This is a genomic window from Cryobacterium fucosi (assembly GCF_004403515.1).
In the GTDB taxonomy this organism is placed as follows: Bacteria; Actinomycetota; Actinomycetes; order Actinomycetales; family Microbacteriaceae; genus Cryobacterium; species Cryobacterium fucosi.
Map to the genome: position 1 here is coordinate 1 of NZ_SOHH01000092.1, position 22,379 is coordinate 22,379.

Genomic DNA, 22,379 nt, shown 5'->3' on the forward strand with positions numbered 1-22,379 from the left:
GCGGCCTGCCGAAACCGGCGCGCCCTGGCGCCGACAGCCGCGCCGGGGCGAACGGATGCCGCCCCGGCGCCCCGAGAATCCGCCGGGCCCCGGACGGGGGAACAGCTCTCAAATCGACGCGAATCGGACTTGACATCGGAGTCGTTAGTGGGGCTAACATGAAACCATTGAATGTGACCGTTCACATTCGAGCATCACATCCGGCCCGAGAGTCACCCGGGCAGGCGCATCATCAGCCGGACGAGGGAGTCGATTTCGTGAGCACGACCGAGCAGTCGCCGACACAGGCCGGCGACGAGAGCTACGTCATCGGAATCGACTACGGGACCCTGTCCGGTCGCGCAGTCGTCGTGCGCGTCTCCGATGGAGTCGAACTCGGATCGGCCGTGCTCGACTACCCGCACGCCGTGATGGACACCGTCCTCGCCGCCACCGGGGCGGTCCTCCCGCCCGAGTGGGCGCTGCAGGTTCCGCAGGACTACGTCGCCGTGCTCAAGAGCGCCGTCCCCGCCGCGCTCAGGAACGCCGGCATCGACCCCGCACTCGTGATCGGCGTCGGCACCGACTTCACGGCCTGCACCATGGTGCCGGTCCTCGCCGACGGCACGCCGCTGAACGAACTGCCCGAGTACGCCGACCGGCCGCACGCCTACGTCAAGCTCTGGAAGCACCACGCCGCGCAGCGCCAGGCCGACCGCATCAATGAACTCGCCGCCAGCCGTGGCGAGAGCTGGCTCCCGCGCTACGGCGGACTCATCTCCAGCGAGTGGGAGTTCGCCAAGGGCCTGCAGTTGCTCGAGGAAGACCCCGAACTGTACAACCGGATGGACCACTGGGTGGAGGCCGCGGACTGGATCGTCTGGCAGCTCACCGGCAGCTACGTGCGCAATGCCTGCACCGCCGGGTACAAGGGCATCCTGCAGGACGGCGTCTACCCGAGCGAGGACTTCCTCTCCGCCTTGAACCCCGCGTTCGGGCAGTTCGCGAATGAGAAGGTCGCCCACGAGATCGGCCGGCTCGGGGCATCCGCCGGCACCCTGTCGACAGAGGCCGCGGCCTGGACCGGCCTGCCGGAAGGCATCGCCGTGGCGGTCGGCAACGTCGACGCCCACGTCACCGCGCCCGCGGCCCAGGCCGTCGAGCCCGGTCAGATGGTCGCCATCATGGGCACCTCGACCTGCCAGGTGATGAACTCCGACCGTCTCGCCGAGGTCCCCGGCATGTGCGGCGTGGTCGACGGCGGCATCGTCTCCGGGCTCTACGGCTACGAGGCCGGCCAGTCCGGTGTCGGCGACATCTTCGCCTGGTACGTCGCCAACCAGGTTCCGCCGCGCTGCCACGAGGCGGCGAAGGATGCCGGGCAGAGCGTGCACCAGTACCTCACCGAACTCATCCGCGACCAGCCGGTCGGCGGGCACGGGCTCGTCGCGCTCGACTGGCACAGCGGCAACCGCTCCGTGCTCGTCGACCACGAACTCTCCGGGCTCGTGCTCGGCGCGACCCTCACCACCCGCCCCGAGGAGATCTACCGGGCCCTGCTCGAGGCCACCGCGTTCGGCGCCCGCACCATCGTCGAGACGTTCAACGCGAGCGGGGTGCCGGTCACCGAGTTCATCGTCGCCGGCGGCCTGCTCAAGAACAGCTTCCTCATGCAGACCTACAGCGACATCCTGCGGATGCCTATCTCCACCATCGCGAGCGACCAGGGCCCCGCGCTCGGCTCGGCGATCCACGCGGCCGTCGCCGCGGGGGCCTACCCCGACGTGCGCGCCGCCGGGAAGGCGATGGGCAAGCTCAACCGGAACGTGTACACCCCGAACGACGAGTCGGCGACCGCCTACGACTACCTGTTCGCCGAGTACTCGCTGCTGCACGACTACTTCGGCCGCGGCGCCAACGACGTGATGCACCGGCTCAAGGCGCTGCGGCGCGAAGCCCTTATCCCGGTGGCCGCCGGCACCGAGGCGGTGTCCGCATGAGCTCCTTCGGACCGCGCATCGAGGTGGCTGTCGCCCGGCTCCGCGACGACATCGCCCGGCTGCACTCCGAACTCACCCGCAACGGGCTGGTCGTCTGGACCGGCGGCAACGTCTCCGGGCGCGTGCCCGGCGCCGACCTGTTCGTGATCAAGCCCAGCGGCGTCGACTACGCCGACCTCGCGCCGGAGAACATGATCCTCTGCGACCTCGACGGCAACGTCATCCCCGACACGCCAGGCGCAGACCGGTCGCCGTCCAGCGACACCGCAGCCCACGCCTACGTCTACCGCCACATGCCGGAGGTCGGCGGGGTCGTGCACACCCACTCCACCTACGCGACCGCGTGGGCCGCCCGCGGCGAGGCGATCCCCTGCGTGATCACCGCCATGGCCGACGAGTTCGGCGGCCCCGTGCCGGTCGGAACCTTCGCGATCATCGGCGACGACACGATCGGCCGCGGCATCGTCGATGCCCTCACCGGGCACCGCTCGCGCGCCGTGCTGATGCAGAACCACGGTCCGTTCACGATCGGCACGGATGCCCGCGACGCCGTCAAGGCGGCGGTCATGGTCGAAGACGTGGCCCGCACCGTGCACATCGCCCGCCAGGGCGGCGAACTCATCCCCATCCCGCAGGCCGCGATCGATTCCCTCTTCACCCGCTACCAGAACGTCTACGGACAAGCACCGCAAGGAGCACTCACGTAATGCCCACTCTCTCCACGACACTCGACCACTACGAGGTCTGGTTCCTCACCGGCAGCCAGAACCTCTACGGTGAGGAAACGCTGCGCCAGGTCGCCGAGCAGTCGAAGGCGATCGCCGATGCCCTCGGCGCGGCCGGCGACGTGCCGGTGACGATCGTCTGGAAGCCCGTCCTCAAGGACTCCGAGTCGATCCGCCGGGCCGCGCTCGATGCGAACTCCGCCGACCACGTGATCGGCCTGATCGCCTGGATGCACACCTTCTCGCCCGCGAAAATGTGGATCTCCGGCCTCGACGCGCTGACCAAGCCGCTCCTGCACCTGCACACCCAGGCCAACGTCGAGCTGCCCTGGAGCGAGATCGACTTCGACTTCATGAACCTCAACCAGGCCGCCCACGGCGACCGCGAGTTCGGCTACATCCAGACCCGCCTCGGGATCTCCCGCAAGACCGTCGTCGGCCACGTGTCGAACCCGGCCGTGACCGCCTCGATCGGCACCTGGACCCGCGCCGCCGCCGGCTGGGCCGCGGCCCGCAGCATGAAGCTCGCCCGCTTCGGCGACAATATGCGCTACGTCGCCGTCACCGAGGGCGACAAGACCGAAGCCGAGCTGCGTTTCGGCGTGCAGGTCAACACCTGGCCGGTCAACGAACTCGCCGACGCCGTGCACGCGGCGACGGATGCCCAGATCGACGCCCTCGTCGCCGAATACGAGGAGCTCTACGACGTGGCCCCCGAGCTGCGCGCCGGCGGCCCCCGCCACGCCTCGCTCCGCTACGGCGCGGCGATCGAGATCGGCCTCAAGTCCTTCCTCGAGGCCGGCGGCTTCAGCGCCTTCACGACCAGCTTCGAAGACCTCGGCGCGCTCCGCCAGCTGCCCGGCCTCGCCGTGCAGCGCCTGATGGAACAGGGCTACGGCTTCGGCGCGGAGGGCGACTGGAAGACGGCCATCCTCGTGCGCGTCGCCAGCGTGATGGGCGCGGGTCTCCCCGGCGGCGCGAGCCTGATGGAGGACTACACCTACGACCTCACCCCCGGGGCCGAGCTCATCCTCGGCGCGCACATGCTCGAGGTCAACCCGGCGCTCTCGAGCGCCCGGCCGACCCTCGAGATCCACCCGCTCGGCATCGGCGGCCGCGAAGACCCCGTTCGCCTCGTCTTCAACGCCGACTCCGGCCCCGCCGTGGTCGTCGCGATGAGCGACATGCGCGACCGGTTCCGCCTGGTCGCGAACGTCGTCGAGGTGGTCGAACCCACCGAGGCGCTCCCGAAGCTCCCCGTCGGCCGAGCCGTCTGGAGCCCCGAGCCCGACTTCGCCACCTCCGCCGCGGCCTGGCTCACCGCCGGCGCCGCGCACCACACCGTGATGTCGACCGCCGTCGGCATCGAGGTGTTCCACGATTTCGCCGAGATAGCCCGCACCGAGCTTCTCGTGATCGACAAGACCACCACCCTGCGGGACTTCACCCGCGAGGTGCGCTGGAACCAGGCCTACTACCGACTGGCACAGGGCCTGTAATCACACCCATCAGCACCCACCACCAACTGCAATCAGAGTTGATACAGAAACACGAAAGGTAAATCAGTGAAGACACGTAAGGTCCTCGCCGGCATCGCTGCCATCGGACTTGCACTCTCCCTCGCGGCCTGCTCCGGCGGAACCCGTGGAGGCACCACGACCGTGGACGACACGGCCGGAGCCAACAAGGGCGCCCTCGTCGGCGTCGCCATGCCGACCAAGACCTCCTCGCGCTGGATCAAGGACGGCGACGCCGTCAAGGCGTCGCTCGAGAAGCTCGGCTACAAGGTCGACCTCGAATACGGCGACGACAAGATCCCGAACCAGGTGCAGCAGATCAGCAACATGCTGACCAAGGGCGCCAAGGTCCTCATCATCGCCTCCATCGACGGCACCGCACTCAGCGACCAGCTCGACCAGGCTGCCAAGTCCGGCGTCAAGGTCATCGCGTACGACCGCCTGATCAACGGCAACAAGAACGTCGACTACTACACGACCTTCGACAACAACGAGGTCGGCGTGCAGCAGGCCACGAGCCTGCTCACCGGGCTCGGCGTTCTCGACAAGGACGGCAAGGACACCGGCAAGACCGGCCCGTTCAACGTCGAACTGTTCGCGGGCAGCCCCGACGACAACAACGCCACCTTCTTCTTCAATGGCGCGATGGACACCCTCCAGCCGTACATTGACAAGGGCGTCGTCGTCGTCAAGAGCGGCCAGGTCGGCTTCACCCAGGTCGCAACCCTGCGTTGGGACCCGGCGACCGCCCAGAAGCGGATGCAGAACCTCATTGCCAGCACGTACTCCGACGGCAGCAAGGTTGACGGCGTTCTGTCCCCGTACGACGGTCTCTCGATCGGCATCATCTCGGCTCTGACCAGCTCCGGCTACGCCACCGATGCCCTCCCGATCGTCACCGGCCAGGACGCGGAAGCGGCCTCGGTCAAGTCGATCATCGCAGGACAGCAGTACTCCACCATCTACAAGGACACTCGCCTGCTGGGCGACGAAGCCGTGAAGATGGCCGACGACCTGCTCAACGGCAGGACCCCTGAGGTCAACGACACCACGAGCTACGACAACAAGGTCAAGATCGTCCCGACCTACCTGTTCCCGCCCAAGGTCGTCACGAAGGACAACTACAAGGAACTCCTGATCGACACCAAGTACTACACCGAAGCAGACCTCAAGTAGGTCTTCTCCCACACCGGGTGGTGGCGGCGGAAACGCCGCCACCACCTTCACCCCCGACACCGGAAGAAGAAGTAACGGTGACCACAAATATTCTCGAGATGCGCAGCATCACGAAAACCTTTCCCGGAGTCAAAGCGCTTCAGGACGTCTCCCTCGCGGTGCAGCGGGGCCACATTCACGCGATTTGCGGTGAGAACGGCGCGGGAAAATCCACCCTCATGAAGGTGCTGTCGGGGGTGTACCCGGCCGGCACCTATGACGGTGAGATCGTCTTCGAAAACGAGACCGTCGCCTTCAAGTCGATCAACGAATCCGAAGCCACCGGCGTGGTCATCATTCACCAGGAACTCGCACTCAGCCCGTTCCTGTCCATCGCCGAGAACATCTTCCTCGGCAACGAGCAGCAGTCGGGCGGCTGGATCGACTGGAACAAGACCAACCTCGAGGCCGCGAAGCTGCTCGCCCGGGTCGGCCTCAAGGACAACCCGATCACCAAGGTGCGCGACATCGGCGTCGGCAAGCAGCAGCTCGTCGAGATCGCCAAGGCGCTCTCCAAGGAGGTGAAGCTCCTGATCCTCGACGAGCCGACCGCCGCCCTGAACGATGAGGACTCCGCCCACCTGCTGGACCTGATGAAGCACCTCAAGGGCCAGGGCATCACCTCGATCATGATCAGCCACAAGCTGAACGAGATCAAGGCCGTCGCAGACGAGGTCACCATCATCCGTGATGGCAAGCTGATCGAAACCCTCGACATGCACACCGACGACATCTCGGAAGAACGCATCATCAAGGGGATGGTCGGCCGTGACCTCGGCAGCCGGTACCCGGATCACACGCCGCACATCGGCGAGGAACTCCTCCGGGTCGAAGACTGGAACGTCTACCACCCGCTGGACCACCAGCGCAAGGTCGTCAAGGACGCGAACATCTCCGTCAGGGCCGGCGAAATCGTCGGCATCGCCGGGTTGATGGGCGCGGGCCGCACCGAACTCGCGATGAGCGTGTTCGGCCACAGCTACGGCCACAACATCTCGGGCAAGGTCTACAAGAACGGCGCCCTCGTCGACACCAGCACGGTGGCCGCCGCGATCGACCACGGCCTCGCCTACGCGACGGAAGACCGCAAGCGCTACGGGCTGAACCTGATCGAAGACATCAAGCGGAACATCTCGCTGGTGTCGCTCCACAAAATCTCGAAGCGCGGCTGGGTGGACTCCAACCAGGAGATCGTCGTCGCCGAGCGCTACCGCAAGAGCATGAACATCAAGGCCCCCAGCGTCGAGGCGCTGGCCGGCAAGCTCTCCGGCGGCAACCAGCAGAAGGTCGTGCTGTCGAAGTGGATGTTCTCGGACCCGGATGTCCTCATCCTCGACGAGCCGACCCGCGGCATCGACGTCGGCGCCAAGTACGAGATCTACGGGATCATCAACAAACTCGCCGACGACGGCAAGGGCGTGATCGTCATCTCCTCCGAGCTGCCGGAACTGATCGGCATCTGCGACCGGATCTACACCATCTTCGAGGGGCGCATCACGGCTGACGTGCCCCGCGGCCAGGCGACCGCCGAATACCTCATGCAACACATGACTCAGGAAAGGGAGAAGGACAACCGATGAGCGCGTTCAGATCTGCATTTAATTACCTCGGCAGCCAGCTTCGGCAGGTTGGCCTCATCATCGCCCTTCTCGCGATCACCATCTTCTTCCAGATCGCGACGAGCGGCATCACGCTCAAGCCGATCAACGTCTCGAACCTGATCGTCCAGAACAGCTACATCCTGATCCTGGCCGTCGGGATGGTGATGGTCATCATCGCCGGCCACATCGACCTGTCGGTCGGTTCCGTCGTCGCCTTCGTCGGCGCCATGGCGGGCGTGATGATCACGCAGTGGAACATCCCGTGGTGGGCCGCGATCGTGCTCTGCCTCGGCGTCGGTGCAGTGGTCGGGGTGTGGCAGGGATTCTGGATCGCCTACTTCGGGATACCGGCATTCATCGTCACCCTCGCCGGCATGCTCACCTTCCGTGGCCTCACCCAGATCGCCCTGCAGAACCAGCAGATCTCCCCGTTCCCGGACGAGTTCCGCGCACTCGGCAGCGGATTCCTGCCTGACCTGGGCGGCGGAACCAGCCTGCTCGAGCCGCTCACGATGGGCATCGGACTGCTGGCGACGGCGCTCCTGGTGGCCCAGGGCATCCGTTCGCGCCTGGCCCGCAAGAAGTACGACGTCGAGGACGAACCCTTCGCCTGGTTCATCCTCAAACTCGTCTTCACGGCCGGCATCATCCTCTTCATCACCTACCTGCTCGCCAGCTACCGCGGCACCCCGATCGTCCTCGTCGTCCTCGGCCTCCTCACGGTCGTCTACGCGGCCGTGATGGCCAACAGCGTCTTCGGCCGGCATGTCTACGCGATCGGCGGCAACCTCAACGCCGCAGCCCTGTCGGGCGTCAAGACCAAGCGCGTCACGTTCATGCTGTTCGTGAACATGGGTGTCATCTCCGCCCTCGCCGGGCTCATCTTCACCGCCCAGCTCAACCTGGCCAACCCCAAGGCCGGTGACGGTTTCGAGCTCGACGCCATCGCCGCGGTCTTCATCGGTGGCGCAGCCGTCACCGGCGGCATCGGCACCGTCACCGGAGCCATCATCGGTGGTCTGATCATCGGCCTGCTGAACAACGGCATGTCGATCCTCGGCGTCGGCACGGAATACCAGCAGCTGATCAAGGGCCTCGTGCTCCTGGCAGCCGTGGCGTTTGACGTCTACAACAAGCGCCGCTCCGGCGGTCGCTGACCGGGCGGCAGGGAAGGGCCCGGCGTCCGAAGACGCCGGGCCCTTCCCGGTGCGACGGGACGGGCACATCCGCTAGCCGGGCGTGAAGCGGGGGAGTACGATTCCTCTTTATCAACTGCGCGAGGTGCGATCCGCACCCGCGGGAGCACCTCTGCCCGGGCGTTACCCAAGCGTGACCATCTTTTCCTTGACAGCGCTTGGGCCGCACGGGAATATAAACAATGTGATCGGTCACATTAANCGTTACCCAAGCGTGACCATCTTTTCCTTGACAGCGCTTGGGCCGCACGGGAATATAAACAATGTGATCGGTCACATTAAGTTGGCCGTGGATAAGGTCAGTCACACGACATCGAGGTCAAGCTGTGAGAATACTAGTACAACCGCCCGGCGCTGCCCGCACGACTCTCGTTGCCGCACTCCACTGGGCCACAGCCGACCTGTCCCCGACTTCGTCGGCCCACGCCGGCAACGGGGGGAAGGCCTGCGATGTCCGCTGAACCTGTCATCCTCGAGATGCGTTCGATCACCAAGGAATTCCCCGGCGTCAAGGCGCTGTCGAACGTGTCGCTCACGGTCAGGGCCGGCGAGATCCACGCGATCTGCGGTGAGAACGGGGCCGGCAAGTCCACCCTGATGAAAGTCCTCTCCGGCGTCTACCCGTACGGGACCTACTCGGGCGACATCGTCTACCAGGGCCAGGTGATGCACTTCAAGGACATCCGCTCGAGCGAGGCCGCCGGGATCGCGATCATCCACCAGGAACTGGCGCTGATCCCCGAGCTGTCGATCACCGAGAACATCTTCCTCGGCAACGAGCCCACCAAATGGGGCGCGATCGACTGGATCACGGCCAAGAAGACGGCCCTCGAGCTGCTCGCCCGGGTCGGGCTCCGGGATGACCCCGACACCCTGATCAAGAACATCGGCGTCGGCAAGCAGCAGCTCGTGGAGATCGCCAAGGCGCTCAACAAGTCGGTCAAGGTCCTCATCCTCGACGAACCGACCGCGGCCCTGAACGAGGCCGATTCCCAGCACCTGCTCGACCTCATCCGGGGTCTCAAGGGCAAGGGGATCAGCTCGATCATGATCTCCCACAAGCTCAATGAGATCGAACAGGTCGCGGACTCGATCACGATCATCCGAGACGGCCTGACGATCGAGACGCTCGACGTGATCGCCGACGGCGTCAACGAGGACCGGATCATCCGCGGGATGGTCGGCCGCAGCCTGGAAAGCCGGTTCCCCGACCGCACCCCCCACATCGGCGACGTCTTCTTCGAGGTGCGCAACTGGAACGTGCAGCACCCGCAGGTCGCCGAGCGCATGGTCGTCAAGAACTCCAGCCTCACCGTGCGCAAGGGCGAGATCGTCGGCATTGCGGGGCTGATGGGCGCCGGCCGCACCGAGCTCGCGATGAGCATCTTCGGGCGCTCCTACGGCAATTTCCTCTCGGGGAAGGTGTTCAAGGACGGCAAGGAAATCGAGTTGCGCAATGTGGCCGAGGCCATTGACCACGGCCTCGCCTACGTGAGCGAGGACCGCAAGGCGCTCGGCCTCAACCTGCTCGACGACATCAAGCGGTCGATCGTGTCCGCCAAGCTGTCGAAGATCTCGGCCGGCCCCGTCGTCAACGACTCGAAAGAGTACGCGATCGCGGAGAGCTACCGCACCAGCCTCCGGATCAAGACGCCCAGCGTCGACGCCGGCGTCAACAAGCTCTCCGGCGGAAACCAGCAGAAGGTCGTCCTGGCGAAGTGGATGTTCACCGACCCCGACCTGCTCATCCTCGACGAACCCACCCGCGGCATCGACGTCGGCGCCAAGTATGAGATCTACGGCATCATCCAGGAGTTGGCCGCGCAGGGCAAGGGAGTCATCCTGATCTCCTCCGAACTCCCCGAGCTTCTCGGCCTGGCCGACCGGATCTACACCGTCTTCGAAGGCGCGATCACCGACTGCATCCCGGCCGACACGGCCGACCCAGAGACCCTGATGAAGAGTATGACCTCCGCAAGGAAGAAGGTTCAGAGCATATGAGCGCAGACACGAGTCCCCGGGGCGGCCTCAGGGACCTGAAGAAGATCTTCGGCGGCGGCAGTTCCAACGTGCGCCAGTTCGGCATCCTGTTCAGCCTGATCGCGATCATCGTGCTGTTCCAGGTGCTCACCAACGGACTGACGCTCTCCTCGGGAAACCTGATCAACCTGGTCAGCCAGTACTCCTACATCCTGATCCTCGCGATCGGCATGGTGATGGTGATCATCGCCGGCCACATCGACCTGTCGGTCGGTTCCGTCGCCGCCTTCGCGGGCATCGTCGTGGCGACCGCCATGCAGGACTGGAATCTTCCCTGGCCGCTGGCCATCCTCCTCGGACTCTTCGTTGGCGTGCTGATCGGGGCCTGGCAGGGCTTCTGGGTGGCCTACATCGGAGTGCCGGCCTTCATCGTCACTCTCGCCGGGATGCTCATCTTCCGTGGCGGCAACCAGGTCATCGGCAACGCGAACACGGTCCCCGTGCCCGACGGCTTCACCGTGATCGGCTCCGGCTACCTGCCGGAGGTCGGCCCGTTCACCGGCTACAACAACCTCACCCTGCTGCTTGGACTCGTCATCGCCGTCGCCGTCATCCTGATGGAGTGGCGGGCGCGCCGCGTGCAGAAGATCATGGGATCGACCCCGGCGCCGCTCTGGGTGAGCGTGCTCAAGGTGGTGCTCCTCGTCGCGGTGGTCATCTACGCGACCGTGCTGTTCGCCGGCGGCCGGGAGGGCACCAGCTTCCCGGTCTCGGGCATCATCCTGGGCGTGCTCGTGTTGTTCTACGCGTTCATCACCCGCAACACCATCTTCGGACGCCACGTCTACGCGGTCGGCGGCAACAAGCTCGCTGCCGAACTCTCCGGCGTCAAGTCCCGCCGGGTCAACTTCCTCGTGATGATGAACATGTCGATTCTCGCCTCGCTTGCCGGCATGATCTTCGTTGCCCGCTCCGTGGCATCCGGACCCCAGGACGGCCTGAGCTGGGAGCTCGACGCGATCGCGGCCGTGTTCATCGGCGGTGCTGCCGTCTCCGGCGGAATCGGCACCGTGACCGGTTCCATCGTCGGCGGGCTCGTGATGGCCGTGCTGAACAACGGCCTGCAGCTGCTCGGCGTCGGCGCCGACCTGGTGCAGATCATCAAGGGCCTCGTTCTGCTGATCGCAGTGGGCGTCGACGTCTGGAACAAGAGTCAGGGGCGGCCGTCACTGATCGGCTTCCTGACTCGGAAGAGCAAGACGAGCGAGTTTCCGCCGGAGCCGCCGGCCGTGGTCCCGACCTCAGGCACGCCCGAGACCGCACGGCCTTCGGACGTCTCCTCCTGACCCGCCCGATTCCGGGCGTCGCTACACCCCTTCCCTGCACCAACCTCTCCAACAGAAAGCGATAGACAATGCGAAAACTCCTTACGACCACGGCGATCGCCGCAGTCGCCCTGATGGCGCTCTCCGGCTGCTCGACCCGCACCGACTCCTCGGGCGGGGGCGATGCCAGTGCTGCTGCCGGATTCGCCGCCGACTCGCTCATCGGCGTGGCGCTCCCCTCGAAGACCTCTGAGAACTGGGTCCTCGCCGGCGGGCTCTTCGAAGACGGCCTCAAGGAAGCCGGCTTCAAGGGCGATGTGCAGTATGCCGGCGCCTCGACCACGGTCAAGGACCAGCAGGACCAGATCTCGGCCATGGTCACCAAGGGCGCGAAGGTCATCATCATCGGTGCAGCGGATGGCGGCCAGCTCGGCACCCAGGTCAAGGCGGCCCATGACGCCGGCGCGATCGTGATCGCGTACGACCGGCTCATCCTGAACACCGCGGACCTCGACTACTACGTGGCCTACGACAACTTCAATGTGGGTGAGCTTCAGGGACAGGCTCTTCTTGACGGCCTCGCCGCGAAGAAGCCGGCCGGTCCGTACAACATCGAGCTGTTCTCCGGTTCGTCGGATGACGCCAACTCCGCCGTGTTCTTCAACGGCGCGATGAGCGTGCTTCAGCCGAAGATCGACGACGGTACCCTCGTCGTCGGCTCCGGACAGACCGACATCAAGCAGACCGCAACCGCCGGTTGGAAGGCCGAGAACGCGCAGAGCCGGATGGACGCGCTGCTGACCAGCACCTACGGCGACAAGACCGTCGACGGCGTGCTGTCACCGAACGACACCCTTGCTCGTGCAGTCATCACCTCGGTGAAGGCCGCTGGCAAGGACATCCCGGTTGTCACGGGTCAGGACTCCGAGGCGGAGTCCGTCAAGTCGATCATGGCCGGCGAGCAGTACTCCACCATCAACAAGGACACCCGTGTTCTCGTGGCCCAGGCCATCGACATGGTCAAGGTCCTGCAGAAGGGTGACACCCCCGAGGTCAACGACACCAAGTCGTACGACAACGGCAAGAAGGTCGTCCCCGCCTTCCTGCTCCCCCCGGTCATCGTGACCAAGGACAACGCGGGCGAGGCCTACGCGAACGACCCGAAGCTGTCGCCGCTGACCAAGTAGCAGCCAGCCTCACGGCGCACGGCAGAAAGGGCCGGTCCCTCGGGACCGGCCCTTTCCGTGTGCCCGCGCCGTGCCCCTCATCCCGCGGCAGACGCACGTTCGTGCGACCGAGGCGCTCGCGGCGCACTTTCGGGAAGCGGGCGCGTCGGAGAACGTGCGCCCGCTTCCCAACGGTGCGCCGCGAGAAGGAGCGGCTTCACGCGGCTCCGTGAGGGGCGGAAGCGGGCGACGCCGGAAGGGTGCGGGCTCTCCACAGGGCGGCATCCGTCTGAGTTGTCCACGGATGCGGCGGCGCACGGTGCTCCACGAGCGCGCCGCCACCACAGTGAGGGATGACCGATATCGGAAGTGTCGTGGGGTCCGACGTGTTGGATACGGTGAGCGCGCGGCACGGCGGCCTCATCCCGGCTGCGGCGTTGAGGGAGAGTGGCCTCAACTCGCACGCGGTGGAGGCGCTGGTGCGGGGCGGCTCACTGGTGCGGCCGCGCAGAGGAATATATGTGCCGGGCGACGCGTGGCGTTCCGCCGACCCGGACGAGCGTTACCGCCTCTTCGTGCGGGCGAGCGCTGCGGTGGCAGCGCGACCGATGGTGGTCTCCCACCAGTCCGCGGCCTCGTTGCACGGGTTGCCGGTGATCGGGCGGTGGCCGCGCACCGTTCATGTGCTCGACCCTGACGCCTCCGGCGGAAGCACCGCACGTCATAGGACGAGCCATCGCGGGGCTCCCGCCGCGCAGGTCCGGATGATCGGCGGGGTCCTGGTGACCTCGCTCGCCCGAACCCTCGTCGACGTTGCCGCGTCCACGAGCTTCCTGACGGGAGTGGTGATGATCGACCATGCGCTCCGGGTCGACCGGGAACGCGTGGCGAGCGCGGCCCGGAGTGGCATCCTTTTGCCGGCTGCCCTGACGAAAGCCCACCTGTTCGCCGAACTCGCGAACGTGAACCCGCGGTTCGGCGCCCGGCAGGCCGACCGGGCGATCGAGTTCGGCAACGGCCTGTCGGCGAACGGCGGGGAATCGCTGAGCCGGGTGCGAATCTTCCAGCTCGGGTTCGAGGTGCCCGAGCTCCAGGCGCCCTTCTTGAACATCGACGGGAATGACTATTGGGTGGACTACTTCTGGCGTCGGATCCGCAAGATCGGTGAGTTCGACGGCAAGCACAAGTACACCCGCGGCAGGGTGCTTGCCGGGCGGGACCCCGGCGAAGTCGTCTGGCAGGAGAAACGCCGTGAGGACGCCCTGCGCAGGCACTCCGACAGCTTCGACCGCTGGGACTGGGACACCGCGTTCTCGCCCGCACTCTTCCACCGGTTCCTGAACGAGCACGGGGTGCCGCGGGCCTGAGCGGGCATGGCGCCGGCCGGCCGGGCTGCTCCGGGGGCCAGGCGGGGATGTCGCGGCGCACGTTTGAGAAGCCGGCCCATGTTCCACGGCGCGCCGGCTTCCCGAAGGTGCGCCACGAGGCCCGGCGGACGCGGGGCGGCGTGACGCGGCGTGACGCGACACGGGGCGGCGTGGCGCGACACGGCGCGACACGCCGATCCTGATTCCACAGGGGCAAGTTCGGACGGGCGCCGGGCTGTGGATAACTATCGCGGATTCCGCGGAGAATGGGCGTTGTCGCATCCGCTGGGCTGTGTACAACCGGTGGAATGTCGGTGGATAACTACATAATTGTAATTACTGCATGTAGTGGCCATTCCCAATTCCAATCACTACATGTAGTATAAAAGTCCAGCACAGAACGCCTTGAACTTCAGATTTCACATGAAAACCGATTTTGAGCACTGAGTTTGAATACTGATTCCTGAACGACGAGAAAGGCCCTCCCATGGCAATCACGGTCTACACCAAGCCCTCCTGCGTGCAGTGCACGGCGACCTACCGCGCCCTGGACAACAAGGGCATCGAATATGAGATCCTCGACCTCTCGGTCGACGAGAACGCCCTCGAAGCCGTCAAGGCCCTGGGCTACCTGCAGGCTCCCGTCGTCATCACCGACGAGGACCACTGGTCGGGCTTCCGCCCCGACAAGATCAACGAACTCGCGCAGCGACTCGCGTAACAACCGGGCTGAGGCTGCGGCTTCCAGCGCGGTCCGGCGCCGCACAAGGGTCTTTCACACACGAAGGGGGTGTTCAGTGACCGATATCGTTTATTTCTCCAGCACCTCGGGCAACACGCACCGTTTCGTTGAGAAGCTCGGCCGTGCGGCGGCCCGCATCCCGCTCTACGCGCGGGACGAACCGCTGCGCGTCGACGAACCGTACGTCCTGGTGGTGCCGACCTATGGTGGCGGCGAAACCAAGGGTGCGGTGCCCAAACAGGTGATCAGGTTCCTGAACGACGAGCACAACCGGTCGCTCATCCGCGGGGTCATCGGCGCGGGCAACACGAACTTCGGCACGGCCTTCTGTGTCGCCGGCGACATCATCGCCGCGAAGTGCAAGGTGCCCCATATGTATCGATTTGAAGTACTCGGAACTCCGGATGATGTGCGCATCGTTCACGACGGATTGGAAGAATTTTGGAAGCAACAGCCGTGAAGACCATGACCCACCCGGCCCCCGGCCTGGCCATGGACTACCACTCCCTCAACGCCATGCTCAACCTGTACGGCCCGAACGGGGAAATCCAGTTCGACAAGGACCGCGAGGCGGCGCGGGAGTTCTTCCTGCAGCACGTCAACCAGAACACGGTGTTCTTCCACAGCCTGCGTGAGCGCCTCGACTACCTGGTCGAGAAGGAGTACTACGAGCAGGCCGTGCTCGACCAGTACTCGTTCGAGTTCATCACCAGCCTCAACGACCTGGCCTACTCGAAGAAGTTCCGCTTCCAGACCTTCCTCGGCGCGTTCAAGTACTACACCTCCTACACGCTGAAGACGTTCGACGGCAAGCGTTACCTCGAGCGCTTCGAAGACCGCGTCGTGATGACCGCCCTCGGCCTCGCCCAGGGCGACGAGAAGCTCGCGATCGCCCTCGTCGAGGAGATCATCGCCGGCCGCTTCCAGCCGGCCACCCCCACCTTCCTCAACTCGGGCAAGGCGCAGCGCGGTGAGCTCGTCTCCTGCTTCCTTCTCCGCATCGAAGACAACATGGAGTCGATCTCCCGCGGCATCAACTCGTCGCTGCAGCTCTCGAAGCGCGGCGGCGGCGTCGCGCTGCTGCTCAGCAACATCCGTGAGGCCGGCGCGCCGATCAAGCAGATCGAGAACCAGTCCAGCGGCATCATCCCCGTGATGAAGCTGCTCGAAGACTCGTTCAGCTACGCGAACCAGCTCGGCGCCCGCCAGGGGGCCGGCGCGGTGTACCTGCACGCCCACCACCCCGACATCATGCGCTTCCTCGACACCAAGCGGGAGAACGCCGACGAGAAGGTGCGGATCAAGACGCTCTCCCTCGGCGTCGTCGTGCCCGACATCACCTTCGAGCTCGCCAAGAAGGACGAGGACATGTACCTGTTCTCGCCCTACGACGTCGAGCGCGTCTACGGCGTGCCGTTCGCGGACATCTCGGTCAGCGAGAAGTACCACGAGATGGTCGACGACCCGCGGATCAAGAAGTCGAAGATGAAGGCGCGTGACTTCTTCCAGACGCTCGCCGAGATCCAGTTCGAGTCCGGCTACCCGTACATCATGTTCGAGGACACCGTCAACGCGGCGAACCCGATCAAGGGTCGCATCAACATGTCGAACCTGTGCTCGGAGATCCTCCAGGTCAACACGCCGACCACCTACAACGAAGACCTGTCCTACGACTCGATCGGCAAGGACATCTCCTGCAACCTCGGGTCGATGAACATCGCCCTGTCGATGGACTCGCCCGACTTCGGACAGACCGTGGAGACCGCAATTCGCGGCCTCAACTCGGTCTCGGAGCAGAGCCACATCTCCTCGGTGCGCTCGATCGAAGACGGCAACGACCGCTCGCACGCCATCGGCCTGGGCCAGATGAACCTGCACGGCTACCTCGCCCGTGAGCGGGTGTACTACGGCAGCGAGGAGGCCATCGACTTCACCAACATCTACTTCTACACGGTGCTGTTCCACGCCCTCCGCGCCTCGAACAAGCTGGCCGTCGAACGCGGCCACGCGTTCGCGGGCTTCGAGGACTCCACCTACGCGTCCGGCGCGTTCTTCGACAAGTACACCGACCAGGTCTGGGCACCCGCCACCGCGCGGGCCGCCGAGCTGTTCGAGACGTCGGGTGTGCGCGTGCCGACTCAGGCGGACTGGGCAGAGCTCAAGGCATCCGTCATGGAGCACGGCATCTACAACCAGAACCTGCAGGCCGTGCCGCCGACCGGGTCGATCTCCTACATCAACAACTCGACCTCGTCGATCCACCCGATCGCCTCGAAGATCGAGATCCGCAAGGAAGGTAAGCTCGGCCGGGTCTACTACCCCGCGCCGTTCATGACGAACGACAACCTGTCCTTCTACCAGGATGCGTACGAGGTCGGCGCAGAGAAGATCATCGACACGTATGCCGCGGCGACGCAGCACGTGGACCAGGGTCTCTCGCTCACGCTTTTCTTCAAGGACACCGCCACCACCCGCGACATCAACAAGGCGCAGATCTACGCCTGGCGCAAGGGCATCAAGACGATCTACTACATCCGCCTGCGCCAGCTCGCGCTGGAAGGCACGGAGGTGGATGGTTGCGTCTCGTGTATGCTGTGAGTTTGCTGTAAGTTTGCTGTAGGATCAATGGGTGACCGGTGGCCGGCAGGCTCGACCACCGGGTCTCGGCAGGCTCGACCACCGGGTCTCGGCAGGCTCGACCACCGGGTCTCGACAGGCTCGACCACCGGGTCTCGACAGGCTCGACCAGCGACAGGCTCGACCAGCGACAGGCTCGACCACCGACAAAGGAAGACAGAAATGATTGACAAGCTCAAGCTCGTCTCGCACGTCGATGCGATCAACTGGAACAAGATCGAGGACGAGAAAGACGTCGAGGTCTGGAACCGGCTCACCAACAACTTCTGGCTGCCGGAGAAGATACCGCTCTCCAACGACGTGCAGTCCTGGAACACGCTCACCCCGGTCGAGCAGCAGCTCACCATGCGCGTGTTCACCGGCCTGACCCTGCTCGACACGATCCAGGGCACCGTCGGCGCCGTCTCCCTCATTCCGGATGCGATCACCCCGCACGAAGAGGCCGTCTACACGAACATCGCGTTCATGGAGTCGGTGCACGCGAAGAGCTACTCGTCGATCTTCTCGACGCTGTGCTCCACGAAGGAGATCGACGAGGCGTTCCGCTGGTCGACCGAGAACGTGAACCTTCAGAAGAAGGCCTCGATCGTCATGGACTACTACCAGGGCGACGACCCGCTCAAGCGCAAGGTCGCGTCGACCCTGCTCGAGTCGTTCCTCTTCTACTCGGGCTTCTACCTGCCGATGTATTGGTCAAGCCGCGCGAAGCTGACCAACACGGCCGACCTCATCCGCCTGATCATCCGGGATGAAGCTGTGCACGGCTACTACATCGGCTACAAGTACCAGAAGGGTCTCGAGGCGGCCACCCAGGAACGCCGCGATGAGATGAAGGACTACACCTTCAACCTTGTCTACGAGCTGTACGAGAACGAGGTGCAGTACACCCAGGACCTCTACGACGAGGTCGGCCTGACCGAAGACGTCAAGAAGTTCCTGCACTACAACGCCAACAAGGCGCTGATGAACCTCGGCTACGAGGCCATGTTCCCGAAGACGGTCACCGATGTGAACCCGGCGATCCTCTCGGCGCTCTCTCCGAATGCGGACGAGAACCACGACTTCTTCTCCGGTTCGGGCTCCTCGTACGTGATTGGCAAGGCCGTCAATACTGAGGACGCCGACTGGGACTTCTAAGAGACGGCAAGGCCTGAGAGGGCCGATGAGAGCCTTCAGCCGGCGCATCCGGCTCGCGCCTTCCTGGGAAGCGATGTTCGCGGGGATTCCCGACTTCCGAACGGAGCTCGGGCGGGTGGTACAGGACGGTGCGACGACCTGGTGCGAATGGACGTGGTCTGGCACGCGAACCGACATCCGGCGCCTGGCCGGGGGCGGATAGACCAACGGCCGGAAGCGCACTACGCTTCCGGCCGTTGGTGGTGTTCGTCTCCGGAGGGTTAGTTCCCGGCCTTGGCGTCGGCACCGGCGTCGGTGTCGGCGCCGCCCGACTCGGTGTCAGCGTGCGTGTCGGCACCGGCGTCGGCCCCGGCCTTGGCGTTCGAGTGCGACTCGGCGCCGGCCAGGATGTGCTTGACGACCTTCCGGATGTCGTGACCGTAGTCCCCGTTCAGGGCGGCCTTCTGGATCACCAGGGCGGCGGCATCCTGCTCGGCGGCCGGCGCGTTCTTCAGCTCGGTCAGGGCGGACTGGAGGTCGGCCGGGAGCTTCGAGAACAGCGCAGGGTTGTCGACGACGCCGAGGGCCAGCTTCGTCACCGAGGGGGTGGCATCCGCGCCCGCCGCGGTGTCCGCACCGAGCGCGCCGTGAAGTGCCGCGGCCAGCGGGTGGGTCGGGTCGTTCTGCACGGCCGTGGCGACCGTGGCGATCTGCTCCCCGTAGCCGCCGTCAAGGGCGGTGTTCCGGATGGTCTGAACGGCGGCGGCCCGGTCGGCCGCTGACGCGTCCTTGAGAGCGGTCAGGTCGGCCTGCAGGTTCGCCGGCAGGCTCGCGAAGAGCTCGGCGTGGTCGACGAGCGTGGCCGCGACCTTCTGCGCCTTCACGTTCGTATCCTGTCCGTTCGAGAGGTCGCCGCGGAGTTCCTTCTGAATCGAGGAGAGGACAGCGCCGGCCGAGGCGGGCTCGGCTGATGCGCTGGCGCTGGCGGATGCGCCGGCGCCGGCCGTGTGCTCGGGCGTCGCGGTGAGCGGGGCAGCGCTTGCACCCTGCACGCCGGCACCGAGAAGTGCGGCGGCCGCCAGCACGGATGCTGCGCCGACGGTGAGGCGCTTCGAGCGGGACGCGCGAGGCGCCTGGAAGATCTTGTTCTCGTTCATGGTGGTTCCTTTCGATTGCGGCGGCCGGTTCGGCGAAAAACCCGAGCAGGCCGCACGTAGTCACCGGGCGAGTCTAGGCAGGCGGGTTGTGCCTGCGGTCACTGCGCGCTGGGAAATCGGCTCGCCGGCGGATTTGCGACCCCTCGGCGCGTGTCGGGATCGCGGCCGCCCGGGGGCGGGCGGCGGGCACCGAGAATAGCCTCTCACCGGGGGATGCGTCCGACAGGGATGACGGTATGCGGCAGGGCCGCGCGGACCCGACCGGCCTGCGTGCGCGCACGGAGATTACGCTCTGCGCTGAGAGCGGCCATGGCGTGTCCGCCCGATCCCCGCCGCGGGGTGCCCTGCCGGGTCAGCGCGGCCAGAACTCCGGCCCGCGGCACGGCTGGCCGCCGACCAGGTTCAGGCAGGACCCGAAGACCGTGGGATACCCCACCGTCTGCGAGGGCCCGAACCAGGCTGTGTAGAAGAGCCAGAAATTCAGGTTGCCGTGGGTCGAGCATCCGTCGCCGTCGTCGCCCGGCTGTGCAAGGGCGGCCTCGTTCGGCTGGTATGGCGTGTAGTTGTAGAGGTTGGCCGTGGCCTGGTTGCGAATGCGCACCGGAGTCGCCCCGCAGGAGGGATCCGGGTTGTAGCCCACACTGACGACGCCCACCTTGTAGGCGCGCTCCGGCTCCTGGGTGTACTGACGGAACTGCCAGGCCGCCCGGTAGACCTGATTGAAGAAGCCGAAATACTCCGTGTCGCAGTCGGCGGTGTCCGGGCAGCCATACCCGGTCGCGCGCAGGTAGCCGGATGCGCTGGGCCGGGTGAGCAGGGACTGCTCCTTCTGCAGGAGCACCAGCAGCACCCGCGGGCTGATGGTGCACGCCTTCGCGACCTTGGCGATGATGCGGCTGGCCCGCTCGCTCGCCGCCGGGCGGTAGGCCGCGCAATGGCCGGCGCCCTGGGCGGGCTGTGCGGTGGTGGCCTCGCGGAATTCCCACAGGCACGGTGCGTCCGCCCGGGCGACGCAGGCGCGGCGTTCCAGGAACGACTGAACGCCGGCCTCGGTCATCGCGTCGGGGTTGAAAAAGTTGTAGTCGCTGATGATGGAGCCGGGGTCGAAGGCCGCGGGCGCCGCGATCGTCTCGATCCGGCGGATCGAGCCGCCGAGCGCGAAGCCGGATCCGACCACGACCACGGCGATGGCGGTCACCAGGGCGAGGAGTTTGCGGCGCGGTGTACCCGGATGCGTCATGGGGAAACCCTATCGAGGCCCGGCGGGAGTGTGCTGGGAGGACTCAGTCACCGTCCCGCACGACCAACTCGTCGCTGATACGAACCCAGCGGCCCGGGATGATCGCCTCGTCGTCGCCCGGCTCGACGTACCGCACGGCCCCGCCGTGCGGGGTCGAGATCGTCAGCGGTGACAGCGCGCCGCAGCCGAGGCTCGACTCCCCCGAGTCGGCGCGGAACGCGACGATGCAGACCCCGTCCGGGCCGTCCTCCCCGGTGAAGGTGGTGAGGAAGAAATCGGATCCCTCGCGGGAGCCCACCAGCCGGGACGACCCGGCGCCCGCCCCGTGCGTTCCGGCCTGACGCCAGGCTCATTCCGTGTCCAGTCGGTTCCCGATGGCGAACCACGCGATCGCGCCGAACAGGGGCGCGCAGACCACGGCCAGCACCCACTTCGTGCGCGCGGCAGCTCTCAGGTGCACCGCGCGCACGATCTGCACCAGAGCAGCCCCGATCAGGCCGGCGGCGCCCACCGCGGCCAGGCCGGCCAGGGCAACGGCCGCCAACTCGATCGTGTCTGCACTGAATTGCACGCGCGGCCCCGCTAACGCTCGATACCCCCGGTGATGCCGTCGCGTATCGATGGTGCCGCATGTGCGGCACACCAACCTTCCCCCGCGAAAGCATCTTGTCCCAAAACCATACCAGTTAGTATTCTTCCTGTGGGGACTGTGACCATACCGTTGTCGAGCCGAGGAGTGACATGCCGAAACAGCAGCGGGCGATCGGAACGCGAGCGGCCATCGTGCGCGGGGCCGCGGAGGCGTTCCGCCGGAACGGCTACGGCAGCACCTCGCTCGCGAACGTGGCTACGGCGGCGGGAGTGACCAAGGGTGCACTCTATTTCCACTTCGATTCCAAGGAGGCGATCGCGCTCGCCGTGATCCAGGCGCAACACGAGGCGTCGATCGCGCTCGGCCATCGAATGCTGGACGGCTCCATTCCCGGGCTGGAGGCCATTGTCACGATGTCACTGGAGCTGGCCGCACAGCTCCGGGCAGACCCGGTCGTGGCCGCCGGCATCCGCCTCACCATGGAATCATCGGTCTTCTCGACGCCGATTGTCGGCCCGTACCGGGACTGGATGGCGGTCTGTGAAGAACTCCTGGGGCGCGCGATCGTCGAGGGGGACGTCGCCGGCGGCACGGATGTCGCGGCCGCCGCCCATTTCATCAGCCCGGCCTTCACCGGGGTGCAGCTCGTGTCCGAGGCGCTCACCGGGCGCGAAGACCTCGACCGGCGCGTCGAGGAGATGTGGGCACTGATCCTCCCCGCCCTGGTCGCGCCGGAGCGGCGCGAGCGGCTGCTCGGCCTGCCCGCGCGGGTGCGGGCCGCCGGCTCCGGCCCGGCCTCGCCTCGGTCGCGGTCCCTGGCCTGG

The 22,379-nt window shown here is 66.0% G+C and carries 19 protein-coding genes; 15 read left to right on the forward strand and 4 right to left on the reverse strand.

Going from position 1 to position 22,379, the window contains the following annotated elements:
• Positions 1 to 257 precede the first annotated feature (257 nt).
• From araB to nrdF, 14 genes are all read left to right on the forward strand, one after another.
• A complete protein-coding gene (araB, locus tag E3T48_RS13315; protein WP_241986814.1) occupies positions 258 to 1,979 on the forward strand; it encodes a ribulokinase in 1,722 nt (573 codons plus the stop codon).
• A complete protein-coding gene (locus E3T48_RS13320; RefSeq protein WP_134524531.1) occupies positions 1,976 to 2,686 on the forward strand; it encodes an L-ribulose-5-phosphate 4-epimerase in 711 nt (236 codons plus the stop codon). Before araB ends, E3T48_RS13320 begins: the two co-directional genes overlap by 4 nt.
• Positions 2,686 to 4,203: an L-arabinose isomerase gene (gene araA / locus E3T48_RS13325; protein WP_134524532.1), complete on the forward strand. Its 1,518-nt coding sequence runs from the start codon at positions 2,686 to 2,688 to the stop codon at positions 4,201 to 4,203. Before E3T48_RS13320 ends, araA begins: the two co-directional genes overlap by 1 nt.
• Before the next feature lie 66 nt (positions 4,204 to 4,269).
• Positions 4,270 to 5,397 (forward strand): multiple monosaccharide ABC transporter substrate-binding protein, encoded by a 1,128-nt coding sequence (gene chvE, locus E3T48_RS13330; protein WP_134524533.1) that lies wholly within the window; start codon positions 4,270 to 4,272, stop codon positions 5,395 to 5,397.
• 77 nt (positions 5,398 to 5,474) lie between these two features.
• Positions 5,475 to 7,016: a multiple monosaccharide ABC transporter ATP-binding protein gene (gene mmsA, locus E3T48_RS13335; protein ID WP_134524534.1), complete on the forward strand. Its 1,542-nt coding sequence runs from the start codon at positions 5,475 to 5,477 to the stop codon at positions 7,014 to 7,016.
• Positions 7,013 to 8,194, forward strand: coding sequence for a multiple monosaccharide ABC transporter permease (gene mmsB / locus E3T48_RS13340; protein WP_134524535.1), 1,182 nt, complete (start codon positions 7,013 to 7,015; stop codon positions 8,192 to 8,194). The genes mmsA (E3T48_RS13335) and mmsB (E3T48_RS13340) overlap by 4 nt, the downstream gene beginning before the upstream one ends.
• Before the next feature lie 489 nt (positions 8,195 to 8,683).
• Complete coding sequence (gene mmsA, locus E3T48_RS13345) at positions 8,684 to 10,234, forward strand: multiple monosaccharide ABC transporter ATP-binding protein (protein ID WP_134524536.1); 1,551 nt, start codon at positions 8,684 to 8,686, stop codon at positions 10,232 to 10,234.
• The gene (gene mmsB, locus E3T48_RS13350) at positions 10,231 to 11,559 is read left to right on the forward strand and encodes a multiple monosaccharide ABC transporter permease (protein WP_134524537.1); all 1,329 of its coding nucleotides are present in this window, start codon (positions 10,231 to 10,233) and stop codon (positions 11,557 to 11,559) included. Before mmsA (E3T48_RS13345) ends, mmsB (E3T48_RS13350) begins: the two co-directional genes overlap by 4 nt.
• A gap of 68 nt (positions 11,560 to 11,627) precedes the next feature.
• The gene (locus E3T48_RS13355) at positions 11,628 to 12,725 is read left to right on the forward strand and encodes a substrate-binding domain-containing protein (RefSeq protein WP_134524538.1); all 1,098 of its coding nucleotides are present in this window, start codon (positions 11,628 to 11,630) and stop codon (positions 12,723 to 12,725) included.
• A gap of 332 nt (positions 12,726 to 13,057) precedes the next feature.
• Positions 13,058 to 14,071 carry a type IV toxin-antitoxin system AbiEi family antitoxin domain-containing protein gene (locus E3T48_RS13360; RefSeq protein ID WP_134524539.1) on the forward strand — a complete coding sequence of 338 codons (1,014 nt, stop codon included), beginning with the start codon at positions 13,058 to 13,060 and terminating at the stop codon, positions 14,069 to 14,071.
• A 487-nt stretch (positions 14,072 to 14,558) separates the two neighbouring features.
• The gene (gene nrdH, locus E3T48_RS13365; protein ID WP_134363478.1) at positions 14,559 to 14,792 is read left to right on the forward strand and encodes a glutaredoxin-like protein NrdH; all 234 of its coding nucleotides are present in this window, start codon (positions 14,559 to 14,561) and stop codon (positions 14,790 to 14,792) included.
• A 76-nt stretch (positions 14,793 to 14,868) separates the two neighbouring features.
• On the forward strand, positions 14,869 to 15,273 hold the full coding sequence (nrdI, locus tag E3T48_RS13370; RefSeq protein ID WP_134524540.1) for a class Ib ribonucleoside-diphosphate reductase assembly flavoprotein NrdI: 405 nt from the start codon (positions 14,869 to 14,871) through the stop codon (positions 15,271 to 15,273).
• A gap of 5 nt (positions 15,274 to 15,278) precedes the next feature.
• Positions 15,279 to 17,411 (forward strand): class 1b ribonucleoside-diphosphate reductase subunit alpha, encoded by a 2,133-nt coding sequence (gene nrdE, locus E3T48_RS13375; RefSeq protein WP_134524547.1) that lies wholly within the window; start codon positions 15,279 to 15,281, stop codon positions 17,409 to 17,411.
• A 201-nt stretch (positions 17,412 to 17,612) separates the two neighbouring features.
• Positions 17,613 to 18,587 (forward strand): class 1b ribonucleoside-diphosphate reductase subunit beta, encoded by a 975-nt coding sequence (gene nrdF / locus E3T48_RS13380; protein ID WP_134524541.1) that lies wholly within the window; start codon positions 17,613 to 17,615, stop codon positions 18,585 to 18,587.
• Between the two features lie 260 nt (positions 18,588 to 18,847).
• On the opposite strand, the gene E3T48_RS16835 is transcribed toward nrdF, so the two are convergent.
• The 4 genes from E3T48_RS16835 to E3T48_RS13400 all read right to left on the reverse strand — a co-directional run bounded on the left by E3T48_RS16835 (position 18,848) and on the right by E3T48_RS13400 (position 21,534).
• A complete protein-coding gene (locus E3T48_RS16835) occupies positions 18,848 to 19,723 on the reverse strand; it encodes a hypothetical protein (protein ID WP_166789741.1) in 876 nt (291 codons plus the stop codon).
• Positions 19,724 to 20,075: 352 nt separating this feature from the next.
• Entirely contained in the window at positions 20,076 to 20,963 is an 888-nt protein-coding gene (locus E3T48_RS13390) for a hypothetical protein (protein ID WP_134524543.1), read from the reverse strand.
• Positions 20,964 to 21,006: 43 nt separating this feature from the next.
• The gene (locus E3T48_RS13395; RefSeq protein ID WP_134524544.1) at positions 21,007 to 21,261 is read right to left on the reverse strand and encodes a hypothetical protein; all 255 of its coding nucleotides are present in this window, start codon (positions 21,259 to 21,261) and stop codon (positions 21,007 to 21,009) included.
• A 51-nt stretch (positions 21,262 to 21,312) separates the two neighbouring features.
• The gene (locus E3T48_RS13400; RefSeq protein ID WP_166789742.1) at positions 21,313 to 21,534 is read right to left on the reverse strand and encodes a PLDc N-terminal domain-containing protein; all 222 of its coding nucleotides are present in this window, start codon (positions 21,532 to 21,534) and stop codon (positions 21,313 to 21,315) included.
• Positions 21,535 to 21,704: 170 nt separating this feature from the next.
• On the opposite strand from E3T48_RS13400, the gene E3T48_RS13405 reads away from it, so the two are divergent.
• Positions 21,705 to 22,379 (forward strand): ScbR family autoregulator-binding transcription factor (locus tag E3T48_RS13405; protein ID WP_134524546.1); only part of this gene is annotated, 675 nt, incomplete at its 3' end.